Origin of the sequence: Streptomyces cahuitamycinicus (assembly GCF_002891435.1) — a bacterium.
GTDB classification, from domain to species: domain Bacteria; phylum Actinomycetota; class Actinomycetes; order Streptomycetales; family Streptomycetaceae; genus Streptomyces; species Streptomyces cahuitamycinicus.
Window position 1 is genome coordinate 1 of the sequence record NZ_POUC01000222.1, and the last position, 12,846, is coordinate 12,846.

A 12,846-nucleotide genomic window follows, 5' to 3' on the forward strand; every position below is an offset into this window, starting at 1 on the left:
GGCAGGGGGTGGGCGGCGGCGTCCTTCGGGCCGTAGAGGGCGAGGCCGTCGAGGTAGTGGAGGTTCGGGTCGTCGGCGGCGCGCTGTTCGACGATCCGGGCCAGTTCCTCGCGGATGACGGTCAGGGTGAGCTTGCCGGCGGGTGTCTCCGCCGGGTCGCCCATGGCGGCGAAGGTCAGACGGCCCTTGCCGATCTCTTCGCTGTCCGGGGCGGTGGGGCCGGGTGTGTCCTCGTGGATGGCGCAGTGGATCGGGGAGACGAGCAGCAGCGGGGTGTCCGGGTGCCCGTCGCGGATCGTGTCGAGGAAGCCGTGCACGGCCGGGCCGAAGGCGCGCAGCCGCATCGCGTCCGCGTTGACGATGTTGATGCCCGTCTTGACGCTGATCAGATCGGCCGGGGCATCCCGCATGGCTCGCGCGGTGAACGGGTCGAGCATCGCGCTGCCGCCGAAGCCGAGGTTGACCAGCTCCACACCTCCACGCAGCGCGGCGATCGCCGGCCAGATGGCCGTGGGGCTCGCGGCGTCCGAGCCGTGGCTGATCGAGCTGCCGTGGTGCAGCCACACCCGGCGGCCCCGGTCCGCCGCTGGGGTGACGGGCGCGTCCGTGCGCAGGGCGACCAGCTCGGTGGTCTCGTTGTGCGGCAGCCAGATCTCGACGTCCTTCTCCCGTGCGGGCAGGCCCGTGAAGCGGACGGTGCCGACCGGGCCGGGCGTGACCTCGCCCGCCCAGGTGGCCAGGTCGACGGTGAGGACGTTGCCGCCGGTCCCTTCGGCCCGGCCGGCTGGGACGCCGTCGACGAGCAGGTCGTACAGGCCGTCCGGGCGCGGCGGGAAGCCGGTGTAGTCGCGCTTGGTGCGCAGCGTGTCCAGTTCGACCGCCGTCGCGGCGGTACGGAAGACCAGGCGGACGCCGGAGGGTTGGGCCTCGGCCATCGCCAGCTGCGCGTTGGTGTTCTGCGCGCGGGCCCGGGCGGGGAGCCGGTGGGGGAGCAGACCGTGCTCGGTGCGCTCCACGTCGAGGGCGCCGCGCAGCAGGTCCGCCGTGAGGGTGGTGGTGATCCAGTCGTGCTCGGTGTGCATGGGTGTCAGCCTCGGGGATCGGTAGGGGCCGCGGGCCGGTTCCGCGGCAGCGTGTCGAGGGCGTCGAGGATCCGGGCCCCGATCCTTTCGGTGTCCGGGGCGCCGCGGCTGAAACTGCCCCCGGACTCCGGGGTGACGGGCCGGACCGCGCGGGTGGTCTGCTCGAAGCCGGCCGTCATGGCTTCACGGCCTTGCCCCGTCGGGTCTTCCCCCAGGGCTTCAGGACGGAGATCACCGTCATGAAGACGTACGCGGACAGCGACACGACCGGCCCGAACAGCACGTCACCGGCGTCCGGCAGCGGCACGCCCGCGGCGACGGCGGTGACCGCGGAGTCCACCCCGGGGCGCAGTGCGAACACCGTGGCGGTGGTCGTGGCGAGGGTCAGCCAGAACTTCGTGTACACCCAGCGGTACCGGGCCAGGCCCCACTTCGTGCCGAGCGACAGCAGCAGGCCGCTGACGAGGGTGAGGAACGCGACGGGCAGCAGGAGCCAGTCGGCGAAGAGTTTCATGGCCCGCACGGAGGCCTCGACGGTCCGCGCGGATCCGGTGGTGGCGGCGGTGATCCCGAGCGCGAGCAGCCCGAGCGTGAGTCCGAGCCAGCAGGCGGAGGCGGTGACGTGCACGACGAGAGCGGCCCGGCGGGCCGGGCGGCCGAGTCTCGGCGGCGGGCTCGAAATCTGCTTGTTCGGCTTGCTCGGCTTCTGTCCGGTATGTGTGTCCACACCGGACACGGTGCCGAATGGGGGCCGCGAGGTCGTCTCACGGCGGGAGTAGACCGGCGTACCGGCGTCGGAGTACGGGTCGTGTCACCGCTCGCCTAGGGTCTGTCGTTTGGATCAGTCCGCAGGAAATCGACGGTGCTGTTCAGCGCCGGTGAGCGGGGTCTGGTGCGTGCAGCTGCAAGGCGGAGGAAGGCGTCGACGCGATGGGGGTCCCTCCCGCGCGAGCGCAGCCGAGCGTGGGGGAGTCGGCAACCGACGACAACGCGGCAGATGTGCGCACCAGACCCCGCGTCTGCGGCGTGATCCAAACGCCAGGCCCTAGGTTCGTGGCATGACCGAGCCCTCCCACCTCACCGCGGTCCGCGAGTCCTACGACGCCGTCGCCGCCGACTACGCCCGGCGCGTCAAGGAACCGGCCGACCTGGACCCGGTGTCCCGCGCGATGCTGGCCGCGTTCGCCGACCTCGTACGGCCCCCGCACCCCGGGCCGGTCGCGGACCTGGGCTGCGGCCCCGGCAAGGTGACGGCACATCTGGCCGCCCTCGGGGTGCCGGCGTTCGGCGTGGACGTGTCGCCGAGGATGATCGAACTGGCCCGCGCGGCGTACCCGGAACTCCGCTTCTCCGTCGGCTCGATGACCGCGCTGGACATCACCGACGGCGAACTCGGCGGCATCCTGGCGTACTACGCCACCCATCACACCCCGCCGCAGTGGCTGCCGACCGTGTTCTCCGAGTTCCACCGCACCCTCGCGCCCGGCGGGCGGCTGATGCTGGCCGGCCACGTCGGCAACGACGAGCGCCTCCGCCCGACCCACGCCTACGGTGACCACCCGGTGTCCTACGCGTCGTACCTGCTCCCCCCGGACCGCATCGCCGACCTCCTCCACCGGGCGGGCCTGGTGGTCACGACGCGGGTGGTGCAGGAACCGGAGGGAGGGACGAAGAGGCAGGTGGGCACGTTCCTGGCGTACAAGCCGGACTGACGCCGACAGGGCTCAGGCGGACCGCTCGTGCATCCACACCCGGAGCGGTCCGACGGGCTCGAAGCCGTGGCGGAGGGCGGCCGCCAGGTCGTCTCCCCCCTCGTAGCCCACGACGGGCAGGGCGGGGAAGAGCCGGCCGACCGTGTGCAGGACGAGGGGCCAGGCCACGTCGGGCGGTCCGAAGACGTTGGACACACCGACCACGTGACTGCTCCGTCCGGCCACCGCTCCCACGGCAACCCGCCCGTCGGCGGACCGCCCGGCGAGCACGAACGTCTCCGGGGCGTCGAGCAGCCCCGGCCCGAACAGGTCCGCGTTGCCGCCACCGTCGTCCCAGGCCAGAGCCCAGTCACGCAGCGCTCCCGGATCACTCACGACATCCCACGCGAGGTCCGGCGCGGCCACGGGCAGACCAGCCGCACGATGAATCCACTCCGCCCCGAACAGCACCCGGAACCCCGCCCCGGTCAGATCGAGGTCGGCGAAACTGTCCTTCACCGAGGCCCCGGGCGAGACCGTGTCGATCCGCGCCACGAGCGCCTCCGGGTCGGCGCCCGGCTCCAGCGTCACGGCGTCGGGGTAGTACAAAGGCGTACGTCGGGCAGCGGCCCAGGCCTCCCTCCCGAACCCACTGTCCACCTCGTGTGCCCGGCACATCACCGCACACCACTCGGCGTTGTTGCGGGCGGCCGACCGGACCAGGGCTTGCTGCGGAGTCGTCACGACACAGATCAAATCGATGGCCGACGCGGTCCGTCCACCGATTTGATGGTTGCCGACTCCGACCCCCGACCACTGCTGGAAGGACTGCCCCTGTGCCTGTCTCCCCTCCCGACTCAGGACCGGCCGTCGCGCTCCTGCGCGGGCTCGGCGCGGCGGACATCGCCCATCCGGGCGGCACGCTCCTCGCCCACCTCACGCGGGTCCAGCGACAACTCGCCTCGTGGGGCGCCCGCCCGGCCCTCCAACTCGCGGGCCTGTGCCACGCGTTCTACGGAACCGACGGTTTCCCTGAAGCCCTGCTGCCCCTGGACCGCCGTGGCGAACTGGCAGCGGCGATCGGCGCCGAGGCAGAGGCCTTGGTGTACCTGTACGCCTCGTGCGATCGCCGGGCCACCTATCCGACGCTCGCGGATGCCGACGGGCCTTTTCATGACCGCTTCACCGGCCTGAGCCATGTTCTGGAGCCGCAGTGGCGGCGCGACTTCGCCGAGCTGTCCGCCGCCAACGAGACCGACCTCGCCCGCCTCGACCCCGCTTTCCGCGCCCAGTGGGGCCCCGAACTCCTCAGCCTCTTCACCCGCATCCGCCCCCTGCTGAGCCAACCGGCCTGGACGGACTGTCAGGAGGTGCTGGCCGGATGAAGTCGAGCGCGATAACCCTGGACTGCGCGGATCCGCTCGCCCTCGCGGAGTTCTACCAACGGGCCACCGGGCTGGAACCGCATCCGAAGTCGGACGCCGACTTCGCGGCGCTGAGCAGCGAGGGCGGAGTCCTGCTCGGCTTCCAGCGGGTCGACGGCCACCGGGCTCCGAGCTGGCCCGACCAGGAGGTTCCGCAGCAGCTGCACTGCTGCTTCACGGTCGAGGACCTGGACGAGGCCGAGGCGCGCCTGACGGAGTTGGGTGCGGGCAGGCCGGAGCATCAGCCGAACCCGGGCAGGTGGCGGGTGCTCACGGATCCGGCGGGGCATCCCTTCTGCATCGCCGGGGGCTGAGCGAACGGCTCGGTCGCCAGGGGAAGGAGGGGTCAGCTGTTCGGTTCGCCCAAATCTCTAGCATCCTCGGCCGTCGTGGACGCGCGAGTACACCGGATCCCCGCCTCAGCACCCATCCGGGCCGAGCCGGCAGCACCGATGCGCCAAGAACAGTCGACCGCTGGCAGCCGCGGAAATTGATTGGGTAGGTGAATCGGCTTCCCCATATGTTCGGTCGCATGGCTGACGAGTGCTTCGGGCATCCACGGCTCGCCGCGATCTATGACCCACTCGACCCCGATCGCAGTGATCTCGACGCGTACGTCCAGATGGCGGAGGAGTTCGGGGCACGTCAGGTGCTGGACATCGGCTGTGGAACAGGTGTGTTCGCGCTTCTTTTGGCTGAGCGCGGAATCGAAGTCGTCGGCGTCGATCCCGCCCAGGCGTCCATCGACGTGGCCCGAGCCAAGCCGGGCAGCGAGCGAGTGCGCTGGACCTGTGGCGATGCCACGGCACTCCCGCCGTTGAGGGTCGACCTGGCAACCATGACCGCGAACGCCGCCCAGCAGATCCTCGGTCCGCAGGCATGGCGCGAGACCTTGCGCGGCGCATACCAAGCACTACAGCCCGGCGGCCGTCTGGTGTTGGAGACCCGCGACCCAGCCAGACGCGCCTGGGAGGAGTGGAACCGCGAAGCCTCATATCGCGTGACGGAGATCCCGGATGCCGGCGCGGTCGAAAGCTGGGTCCAGGTGATCGAGGTGAGGGAGCCGCTGGTGACGTTCCGCTGGACCTACGTGTTCGCTGCTGACGGGCAGGTGCTCACGTCGGACTCCACCTTGCGCTTCCGTGAGCGGCAGGAGGTCGAGACGGAGCTGATCGCACAGGGGTATGAGGTGGAGGACGTTCGCGACGCGCCCGACAGACCGGGCAAGGAGTTCGTCTTCGTCGCGCGACGCCCGTAGGCCGACTCACGGAAGCCTTGCCACGCAGATTGATCGGGACTCGATCACTTCGCCGAGCAGATCCAGCGGGAAACCCTCACAAGCACTGGGAACGGACACTCGGGGCCTGGCTCGCGTGGGATCGATGTGGCGGTAGCGTGATCGTCATGACGGCTGAGGGCGATGCGCTGGTCGGCGGCATGGTGAACGCAGGGGCGGTCATCCGCCGTGATGCGCTGGTGGAGCGCCCGGCGCCGCGCAACGCTCGCGCCCTGCATGCGTACCTCCTTGCCCTGAAGGAGCACGGCTTCGACGCAGCGCCGACCCCTGTCGGTCTCACCGAGGACGGCCGTGAACAGCTCACCTTCATCCCCGGAGACGTGGCTCTGCCGCCGTTCGCGGACTGGGTGATGACGAAGACCGCCCTGGAATCAGTGGGGAGCCTGCTGCGGCGCCTGCATGAGACCAGCGCGACCGTCGAGGTCGACACCCGTGCCGAGTGGCCCGTGGACCTGGCCGACCCGGAAGGGGGAACGATGCTGTGTCACAACGACGTGTGCCCGGACAACGTCGTCTTTCGCGACGGCCGTGCCGCTGCCCTGATCGATTTCGATCTGGCAGCTCCGGGGCGTCCCCTCTGGGACGTCGCCATGACCGCCCGCTACTGGGTGCCCCTGGTCGATCCCGCATCCGCAGCCGCCTTCTACCCCTCCGGGCTGGATGCGCCCGCGCGGCTGCGGATCCTTGCCGACAGCTACGGCCTTTCGTCGCGGGACCGCGCCGAGTTGGTCGGCGTCATCGAGCAGGCCACCGAGGTCTGCCGGGCCTTCGTCGCCCGCCGCGTGGCTGACGGCGACCCCGTCTATCTCCAGGCGCTGGCTGAGCGCGGTGGATGGGAACGCTGGGACCGCATGCAGACCTGGCTGGCGGAGCACCGCGAGATGTTCACGGCCGCCCTGCTGAACTGATCGCCCGGAGGTGGCCGTTGACCAGGGAGGTTCAGAGCTGAGTGGGGCGAGGAAGGTGGGGCGTCCCGGTCGGCGATGAGCGTGGCCACGGCCTCGGGGTTGCTGAGAACTTCGCCGTGTCCCCAGACTTGATCCGCTCGTCCGGACGCACGTCCACCACCACGGCCGTGCCGTCCCGGCGGCGGACGAAGTAGTCCGGCGCGTGCCGGATCCGCCGGCCGTGGCCGCCGTACCGACGACCCGGGCCGCGGCACCCCTTCGCGAACCGGTGCCGCAGTCGGCTGTAGGGATAGGTCAAGCGGTCGCGCCTGTCCCGGGGTCCGGCACCGCCAGGGCCCAGTCACCCATAGCCTCCAGGACGTCGCGCAACCCTTGGCCGAGCGGGGTGAGCTCGTACACGACGCGGGGCGGGATCTCCGCGTAGGTGGTGCGGGTGACGATGCCGTGCCGCTCGAACTGGCGAAGCCGGCTGGTCAGGGTGTGCGGGCTGATGCCGGGCAGGGCCTCACGCAGCTGATTGAAGCGCAGCGGTCCGTGCAGCAGTTCGCGCACGATCAGCGTGGCCCACGGCCCGTTGAGGAGGGTGAGGAAGCGGGCGACACCGCACTCGGGCAGACAGGGTTCAGGCTCGGTCATGTTCTTAACGATAACTCCATTAGTGCAGTTGATGTAACCGGTGCATCATATGCACTATTAGTTCATGACCTATGTGATTCACGGCGCCACCGGCGCCCAAGGTGCCCCTGTCGTTGCTGCTCTCGTCGCCGCGGGCAAGTCCGTGACCGCTCTGACCCGCAACCCGGACACCGTCGTGGAGGGCGCGCGTGTGATGGCCGCCGGCTACGGCTCCGTCGAGGCACTGACCGAGGCGTACCGGAGTGCCGACGGGGTGTTCGTCCACCTGCCGGTGGTCTCCGAAGCGGACCGCCTCGCCTACGCGCGCAACATCGTTACCGCTGTCGCCGCGGCTCGCCCCGGCCGGGTGGTGTTCTCCACCAGCGGCGCCCCGATCGACCCCGCAGTCGGGGGCGCCGCCGCGGTGCTGGCTGACGGCCTGGCGGACTCCGGCGTGTCGTACGCGGTGATCGAGCCCACGCTGTATCTGGAGAACCTGCTCATGCCGTACGTCATCGACACGGTCCGCGTGCGGGGTGCGCTGCCCTATCCGATCCGCTCGGACTTCCCCGTCTCCTGGGCCTCCCACCTGGACATCGCCGATGTCGCCCTGGCCTTGTTCGACCGCCCGGACATCACCGGCGCGGTCTCCGTCGGCCAGTATCCGGCGCTCACCGGGGCCGACCTGGCCGGGGCGTTCGGCGCCCATTTCGGCAAGGACGTGGTCTTCGAGCCGATCACCCCCGAGCAGATGCGGGTCTCCGTTGCGCCGGTGATCGGTGAGGGTGCCGCCGCCGACGTCGCCGGCCTCTACGAGGCCATGAGCACGCTCTCCGACCGCTCGATCGCGCCCGAGAACTCCGCGCAGAAGCTCCTCGGTATCACTCCTCGTGCCATCGGCCAGTGGCTCACCGACATCGGCCTGTGAAGCGTCCCTACCGTAGGGTGCCGTGACTCCAAACCGAACCCTTGACCAGCCTCCTTGAGGGCCGCACCATCGCCGAGGTCGACCGGCTCCTGGACACCGGCGCCACCGTCATCGTCATCGACCACGACACCGACCTCATTCGGTCAGGACGATCGACCGAGGGAACGCGCCAGCGGCCTCCGGCGCCGAAGCTCCCAGTGGCGCATCCGTATCAGGTGTAGAAAACGGAAGGTGCAGGACCGCCGCCGGACCTGGCCCCGCCTTCGGTCTCGATCGTCCAGAGGCCGTGCACGACAGATGTCGCGCTCAGACGACACCTGTCGTGCTCGGTTTCAGACGGGCCGGCAGGTGGTGTGGCGCACTTTTGCAAGCGGGTGCTTGCAATAGTTAGCGAGGTGCTGCACTGTGAAGGCATGGCATCGCTCAACGTCGGCAATCTCGGTGACTATCTGCGCGAACAGCGGCGCACAGCGCAGCTGTCGCTCCGGCAGCTCGCCGATGCCGCCGGGGTGTCCAATCCGTATCTGAGCCAGATCGAGCGCGGGCTGCGCAAGCCGAGCGCGGAGGTGTTGCAGCAGGTCGCCAAGGCCCTGCGGATCTCCGCCGAGACGCTGTACGTCCGGGCCGGCATCCTCGACGCCGAGCGCGACCGGGACGAGGTGGAGACGCGCGCCGTCATCCTCGCCGACCCGGCGCTGAACGAGCGCCAGAAGCAGGTGCTGCTGCAGATCTACGAGTCCTTCCGCAAGGAGAACGGGTTCGGGAGCGGCGACGGTTCGGATGACGCGGGTGTTTCCGGCGGTGCGGGCGTCGTCGGTGTCGTCCCCGATCTCCCCGGGGACGGCGCGGTGAGCGCGGACGGGGACGCCCCCGACGCCGGAGCCGAGATACCGGCGCCCGGCCCGGCCGCGGGCGCTCAGCCCGCCCGGCGCCGCAGCCGCAAGAGCACCGGCGACAGCACCGGCAAGAACGCCAAGAAGAACGACGCCAGCGACATCGACCCGCAGCAGACGGCCGGCTGAGCCGGACCAGGGCACCGGCCGCTCTGCCGCGGATCACACAACCCTCAGCCGAACCCTCAAGCGAGACAGAATCCGGGAGGACCATCACCATGGCCATCACCGACGACCTGCGCAAGACCTTCAGCGACCCGACCCCGCTCTACTTCGCCGCAGGCACCGCCGACCTGGCCCTTCAGCAGGCCAAGAAGGTGCCGGCCCTGGTGGAGCAGCTGCGTTCCGAGGCCCCCGCGCGGATCGACGCCGTACGCAACACCGACCCCAAGGCCGTCCAGGAGAAGGCGTCCGCCCGGGCCAAGGAGGCCTCCGCCCGCGTCAAGGAGACGCAGGAGACCCTGCAGACCAAGGTCACGGAGTTCATCGGCTCCATCGACGTCGACATCAAGAAGCTCGGCACCACGATCGACTCGGACCTGAAGAAGTTCGGCGAGAACGCCCAGGACTTCGCGCTGCGCGGCGTCGGTGTGGCCGCCGAGTACGCCGTCAAGGCCCGTGAGACCTACGAGAAGGTCGCCGAGCACGGCGAGCAGGCCGTGCGCACCTGGCGCGGCGAGGCCGCCGACAGCATCGAGGACGTCGCCGAGGGCGTCGAGGAGCTGGCCGTGGCCGTCGAGCCGAAGCCGCAGCCGGTCGAGGTCAAGGAGGAGCCGGCGAAGCCGGTGGCCGCCGCCCCGGCGAAGAACGCTCCCGCCGCCAAGAAGGCCCCGGCGCGCAAGACCACCACCGCGAAGAAGACCACCCCGCCCGCGAAGTAGGACGGCGGAGCGGCCACAACGGGCCGGGCACCCTGGGGGTGCCCGGCCCGTTGTACGGGTACGGTGACCGCGTAGGGACGAGCCGAGTCGGGTGGTGGACGTTGTGCTGATGCAGGGCTTCCAAGGATTTTTGTCGCTTCTGAGCCTGGCCCTGATCCTTTTCAGCGGCTTCGCGTTGGTGGACGCCGCCGTGCGCCGGGAGGACGCCTATCGCGCGGCCGACAAGAAGACCAAGCCCTTCTGGCTGATCATCCTGGGGATCGCCGTCGTGGTGAACCTGCTCTTCGGGATTTTGTCGTTCCTGCCGATCATCGGCCTCATCGCGACGATCGTGTACATGGTCGACGTACGGCCCGCGATCCGGGCGCTCCCGGGCGGCGGCCGCAGCCAGCGCGGCTCCAGCAGCGACGGCCCATACGGCCCGTGGAACGGCGGCCGGTAAGGGCCCGGCTCCGGCGGTTCCGGTAGATCCGGCCCCGGCTCTCGGCGGAAGCTACGGGACGCGGTCCAGCAGCAGGACCGCCACGTCGTCCGTCAGCTCGCCACCGTTGAGGTCGCGCACCTCGTTGACGGCCGCCCGCAGCAGCTGCTCGCCCCGCAGGCCCTCGGCGAACTGGCGGCGGACCATCTCCGTCATGCCGTCCTGACCGAGCCGCTCCCGGCCCTGGCCGATGTGGCCTTCGATCAGGCCGTCGGTGTAGAGCATCAGGCTCCACTCGGCGCCCAGCTCCACCTGCATCCGCGGCCAGCGGGCGCCGGGCAGCAGCCCGAGGGCCGGGCCGTTGTTGTCGTACGGCAGCAGACGGGCCGGCTTGCCCGGGCTGGCCAGCAGCGGCGACGGGTGGCCGGCCAGGCACAGGCCGGCCCGGCGGCCGTCCGGCGCGATGTCCACCGTGCACAGGGTCGCGAAGATCTCGTCGTCGGCCCGCTCGTGCTCCAGCACCTGCTGGAGCGTGCCCAGCAGCTGGTCGCCGCACAGACCGGCCAGGGTCAGCGCGCGCCAGGCGATCCGCAGCTCCACGCCGAGGGCGGCCTCGTCCGGGCCGTGCCCGCAGACATCGCCGATCATGGCGTGCACGGTGCCGTCCGGCGTGCGCACGACGTCGTAGAAGTCGCCGCCGAGCAGCGCGCGCGAGCGGCCCGGGCGGTAGCGGGCGGCGAACCGCAGCGAGGAGCCCTCCAGCAGCGGCGTCGGCAGCAGGCCGCGCTCCAGGCGGCGGTTCTCCTGCGCCCGCAGCCGGCCCTCGGCGAGCCGGCGCTCGGCCGACTCGGAACGCTTGCGCTCCACCGCGTAGCGGATCGCCCGGCTCAGCAGCCTGCCGTCCAGCTCGTCGCGGAAGAGGTAGTCCTGGGCGCCGACGCGCACCGCCTCGGCACCGCGCTCGGCGTCGCCGGACGCGGTCAGCGCCAGGACGGCGTGCCGGGGCGCGAGCTCCAGCACGTGCCGGAGCACGGCGAGCTCGTCCGCGGAGTCGCTGTGGCCGGGCGCGGGCAGCGCCAGGTCCAGCAGGATGCAGTGGACGTCGTCGGTCAGCAGCCGCCCGGCCTCCGTCAGGTTGCGGGCCGTGCGGACGCGGATCGGCTTGCCCGCCTGGTCGAGCATGTCCGGCACGATCGGTGAACCGGCCGGATCGTCCTCGATCAGCAGCAGCGTCAGGTTGGTGTGGGCGGTGTTGTTCTCCACCTTGTCCGTGGTGTTCACGGCGGTGTCCGGCGTGCGGCCCGCCGGCGAGGCGTCCTTCACGGACTCCTCGGCCGAGCCGCAGCGCGGGGACGCGGCCTGCGCCTGACCACTCTCCACGGCCGGGATCGCTCTCTGCCGCGGTATGGGTACGGGCATCGTCTTGGGTTCCTTCCCTCCCCCCGAGGGCACGGTGGGGCGAGGGACCTCGACCCACCGACGGGGACCATAGCGGGTGTCGGCGCCGCATTGGAATGGTGTGAGCCACGCCGCTGTGCCATCGGCCAGTGTCATATGCCGCGATATGTACCCCAGTTGGACACCTCGGAGATGCCGCGGTGATGACGAACGTCACGTCAGCGCACGGTCTGCTCGCGGTATGGCGTGCAGTGGGTCACGTGGGCCAGGTCACCGCGGATGTCCGATATCCGGTGTGCCGCCTTCAGGCCGCCGTCGGCGATCAGTTGGTGCCGCTGTCCGCGTCCGGCCGGACCACGCCGAGGATGGGCATGGACCCGGCTCCCGCGATCGTCACGGTACGCCCGGGCCGCGGCGCGTGCACCATCGCCCCGTCACCGATGTACATCGCGACGTGGCTGGCGTCGTCGAAGTAGATGATGAGGTCGCCGGGCCGCATGTCCTGGATGTCGATGTGCCGCAGCCGCTTCCACTGCTCCTGCGAGGTGCGCGGGATGCCGCGTCCGGCGGATATCCAGGCCTGTGACGTCAGCCCCGAGCAGTCGTAGGTCTTCGGGCCCTCGGCGCCCCACTGGTACGGCTTGCCGATCTGGGCCGTGGCGTACTGCACGGCCTTCTTGCCCTGCTCGGAGGCCTCTGTGCTGACCTCGTCGAGGACGCCGGAGTCGAGCCAGGCGGTCTGCGCCTTGTTCGCGGCCTCCTTCTCCAGCTCGGCGAGGCGCTTCTGCTCCTCCTTCCGCAGGGCGGATTCGAGCTTCTCCGCCTGCGCGATCTGCTTCTCGATCTTCTTCTGCGCGGCGGCCTTGGCCTTGCGGCCCGCCTCCAGCTTCTTCAACTGCGCGGAGGCGTCCTTGGCGTACTGCTCCAAGTCCTCCTGGGTGCGGGTCACTTCGCCGAGCAGGCCCTTTGTCGCGTGGTGGCCCTCGCGGACCCGGCCGGCGCCGTCGAGGAAGTCCTGCGGATCGTCGCTCAGCACCAGGTGGGCCTCGGGCGGCAGCCCGCCCCCGCGGTACTGGGCGGCGGCCGCGGCGCCCGCGCGGTCCTTCAGCTTCCGGAGCTTCTCCTTGCCCTTGACGATCTTCTTGGCCAGTTCGACGACCTCGGCGGACTGCTCGTCCGCCTTTTCCTCGGCGGCGTTGTACTCGTCGGTGGCACGGCCCGCGGCGCGGTAGAGCTTGTCGAGCTTCTTGCGGACGGCTTCGAGGTCCTTGCCGGTTGCGAGGGCCGGGCCCGCGCTCGGGGTGGGGG

Annotated in this window: 17 protein-coding genes; 10 read left to right on the top strand and 7 right to left on the bottom strand. The window is 70.7% G+C overall.

Translation table 11 applies throughout. The features are described 5' to 3' along the window. From C1J00_RS25975 to C1J00_RS25985, 3 genes are all read right to left on the bottom strand, one after another. On the bottom strand, positions 1-1,082 hold a 1,082-nt coding region (locus C1J00_RS25975), incomplete at its 3' end, for an SGNH/GDSL hydrolase family protein (protein WP_102911461.1). Positions 1,083-1,087: 5 nt separating this feature from the next. Then, positions 1,088-1,261, bottom strand: a complete 174-nt coding sequence (locus C1J00_RS25980; protein WP_180989704.1) for a hypothetical protein — start codon at positions 1,259-1,261, stop codon at positions 1,088-1,090. Then, positions 1,258-1,764 (bottom strand): DUF2269 family protein, encoded by a 507-nt coding sequence (locus C1J00_RS25985; protein ID WP_102911474.1) that lies wholly within the window; start codon positions 1,762-1,764, stop codon positions 1,258-1,260. Before C1J00_RS25985 ends, C1J00_RS25980 begins: the two co-directional genes overlap by 4 nt. A 376-nt stretch (positions 1,765-2,140) precedes the next feature. Here C1J00_RS25985 and C1J00_RS25990 point away from each other — a divergent pair, with 376 nt between their 5' ends. Then, positions 2,141-2,794, top strand: coding sequence for a class I SAM-dependent methyltransferase (locus tag C1J00_RS25990; protein WP_102911462.1), 654 nt, complete (start codon positions 2,141-2,143; stop codon positions 2,792-2,794). Between the two features lie 12 nt (positions 2,795-2,806). Here C1J00_RS25990 and C1J00_RS25995 read toward each other — a convergent pair whose 3' ends face one another. Continuing rightward, positions 2,807-3,517 (bottom strand): hypothetical protein, encoded by a 711-nt coding sequence (locus C1J00_RS25995; protein WP_102911463.1) that lies wholly within the window; start codon positions 3,515-3,517, stop codon positions 2,807-2,809. Positions 3,518-3,609: 92 nt separating this feature from the next. Here C1J00_RS25995 and C1J00_RS26000 point away from each other — a divergent pair, with 92 nt between their 5' ends. The 4 genes from C1J00_RS26000 to C1J00_RS26015 all read left to right on the top strand — a co-directional run bounded on the left by C1J00_RS26000 (position 3,610) and on the right by C1J00_RS26015 (position 6,402). Continuing rightward, a complete protein-coding gene (locus tag C1J00_RS26000) occupies positions 3,610-4,158 on the top strand; it encodes a DUF6817 domain-containing protein (protein WP_102911464.1) in 549 nt (182 codons plus the stop codon). Then, on the top strand, positions 4,155-4,511 hold the full coding sequence (locus tag C1J00_RS26005; RefSeq protein ID WP_102911465.1) for a VOC family protein: 357 nt from the start codon (positions 4,155-4,157) through the stop codon (positions 4,509-4,511). The genes C1J00_RS26000 and C1J00_RS26005 overlap by 4 nt, the downstream gene beginning before the upstream one ends. A 218-nt stretch (positions 4,512-4,729) precedes the next feature. Then, a complete protein-coding gene (locus C1J00_RS26010) occupies positions 4,730-5,455 on the top strand; it encodes a class I SAM-dependent methyltransferase (RefSeq protein WP_102911475.1) in 726 nt (241 codons plus the stop codon). 146 nt (positions 5,456-5,601) lie between these two features. Beyond that, a complete protein-coding gene (locus tag C1J00_RS26015; RefSeq protein WP_102911476.1) occupies positions 5,602-6,402 on the top strand; it encodes an aminoglycoside phosphotransferase family protein in 801 nt (266 codons plus the stop codon). Between the two features lie 294 nt (positions 6,403-6,696). Here C1J00_RS26015 and C1J00_RS26025 read toward each other — a convergent pair whose 3' ends face one another. Continuing rightward, on the bottom strand, positions 6,697-7,038 hold the full coding sequence (locus tag C1J00_RS26025) for a winged helix-turn-helix transcriptional regulator (protein WP_102911467.1): 342 nt from the start codon (positions 7,036-7,038) through the stop codon (positions 6,697-6,699). 64 nt (positions 7,039-7,102) lie between these two features. Here C1J00_RS26025 and C1J00_RS26030 point away from each other — a divergent pair, with 64 nt between their 5' ends. The 5 genes from C1J00_RS26030 (at position 7,103) to C1J00_RS26050 (ending at position 10,161) form a co-directional block, all read left to right on the top strand. After that, positions 7,103-7,945 carry an NmrA family NAD(P)-binding protein gene (locus C1J00_RS26030; RefSeq protein ID WP_102911468.1) on the top strand — a complete coding sequence of 281 codons (843 nt, stop codon included), beginning with the start codon at positions 7,103-7,105 and terminating at the stop codon, positions 7,943-7,945. A 41-nt stretch (positions 7,946-7,986) separates the two neighbouring features. After that, positions 7,987-8,166, top strand: coding sequence for a hypothetical protein (locus C1J00_RS26035; RefSeq protein ID WP_102911469.1), 180 nt, complete (start codon positions 7,987-7,989; stop codon positions 8,164-8,166). 192 nt (positions 8,167-8,358) lie between these two features. After that, positions 8,359-8,967 carry a helix-turn-helix domain-containing protein gene (locus tag C1J00_RS26040; RefSeq protein ID WP_102911470.1) on the top strand — a complete coding sequence of 203 codons (609 nt, stop codon included), beginning with the start codon at positions 8,359-8,361 and terminating at the stop codon, positions 8,965-8,967. 89 nt (positions 8,968-9,056) lie between these two features. After that, the gene (locus tag C1J00_RS26045) at positions 9,057-9,719 is read left to right on the top strand and encodes a hypothetical protein (protein ID WP_102911471.1); all 663 of its coding nucleotides are present in this window, start codon (positions 9,057-9,059) and stop codon (positions 9,717-9,719) included. A gap of 109 nt (positions 9,720-9,828) precedes the next feature. Further along, on the top strand, positions 9,829-10,161 hold the full coding sequence (locus tag C1J00_RS26050; RefSeq protein ID WP_180989706.1) for a DUF2516 family protein: 333 nt from the start codon (positions 9,829-9,831) through the stop codon (positions 10,159-10,161). 51 nt (positions 10,162-10,212) lie between these two features. On the opposite strand, the gene C1J00_RS26055 is transcribed toward C1J00_RS26050, so the two are convergent. Both C1J00_RS26055 and C1J00_RS26060 read right to left on the bottom strand, forming a co-directional pair. Further along, positions 10,213-11,559, bottom strand: a complete 1,347-nt coding sequence (locus tag C1J00_RS26055) for a PP2C family protein-serine/threonine phosphatase (RefSeq protein WP_180989705.1) — start codon at positions 11,557-11,559, stop codon at positions 10,213-10,215. Between the two features lie 301 nt (positions 11,560-11,860). Further along, the coding region (locus tag C1J00_RS26060) for a C40 family peptidase (protein WP_102911473.1) at positions 11,861-12,846 on the bottom strand (986 nt) is incomplete at its 5' end.

Bases quoted from the DNA above. Each gene is read 5' to 3' on its own strand.
- C1J00_RS25980 (WP_180989704.1), bottom strand. From the start codon at position 1,261: ATGACGGCCGGCTTCGAGCAGACCACCCGCGCGGTCCGGCCCGTCACC.
- C1J00_RS25990 (WP_102911462.1), top strand. From the start codon at position 2,141: ATGACCGAGCCCTCCCACCTCACCGCGGTCCGCGAGTCCTACGACGCC.
- C1J00_RS26005 (WP_102911465.1), top strand. From the start codon at position 4,155: ATGAAGTCGAGCGCGATAACCCTGGACTGCGCGGATCCGCTCGCCCTC.
- C1J00_RS26010 (WP_102911475.1), top strand. From the start codon at position 4,730: ATGGCTGACGAGTGCTTCGGGCATCCACGGCTCGCCGCGATCTATGAC.
- C1J00_RS26015 (WP_102911476.1), top strand. From the start codon at position 5,602: ATGACGGCTGAGGGCGATGCGCTGGTCGGCGGCATGGTGAACGCAGGG.
- C1J00_RS26025 (WP_102911467.1), bottom strand. From the start codon at position 7,038: ATGACCGAGCCTGAACCCTGTCTGCCCGAGTGCGGTGTCGCCCGCTTC.
- C1J00_RS26030 (WP_102911468.1), top strand. From the start codon at position 7,103: ATGACCTATGTGATTCACGGCGCCACCGGCGCCCAAGGTGCCCCTGTC.
- C1J00_RS26040 (WP_102911470.1), top strand. From the start codon at position 8,359: ATGGCATCGCTCAACGTCGGCAATCTCGGTGACTATCTGCGCGAACAG.
- C1J00_RS26045 (WP_102911471.1), top strand. From the start codon at position 9,057: ATGGCCATCACCGACGACCTGCGCAAGACCTTCAGCGACCCGACCCCG.
- C1J00_RS26050 (WP_180989706.1), top strand. From the start codon at position 9,829: ATGCAGGGCTTCCAAGGATTTTTGTCGCTTCTGAGCCTGGCCCTGATC.
- C1J00_RS26055 (WP_180989705.1), bottom strand. From the start codon at position 11,559: ATGCCCGTACCCATACCGCGGCAGAGAGCGATCCCGGCCGTGGAGAGT.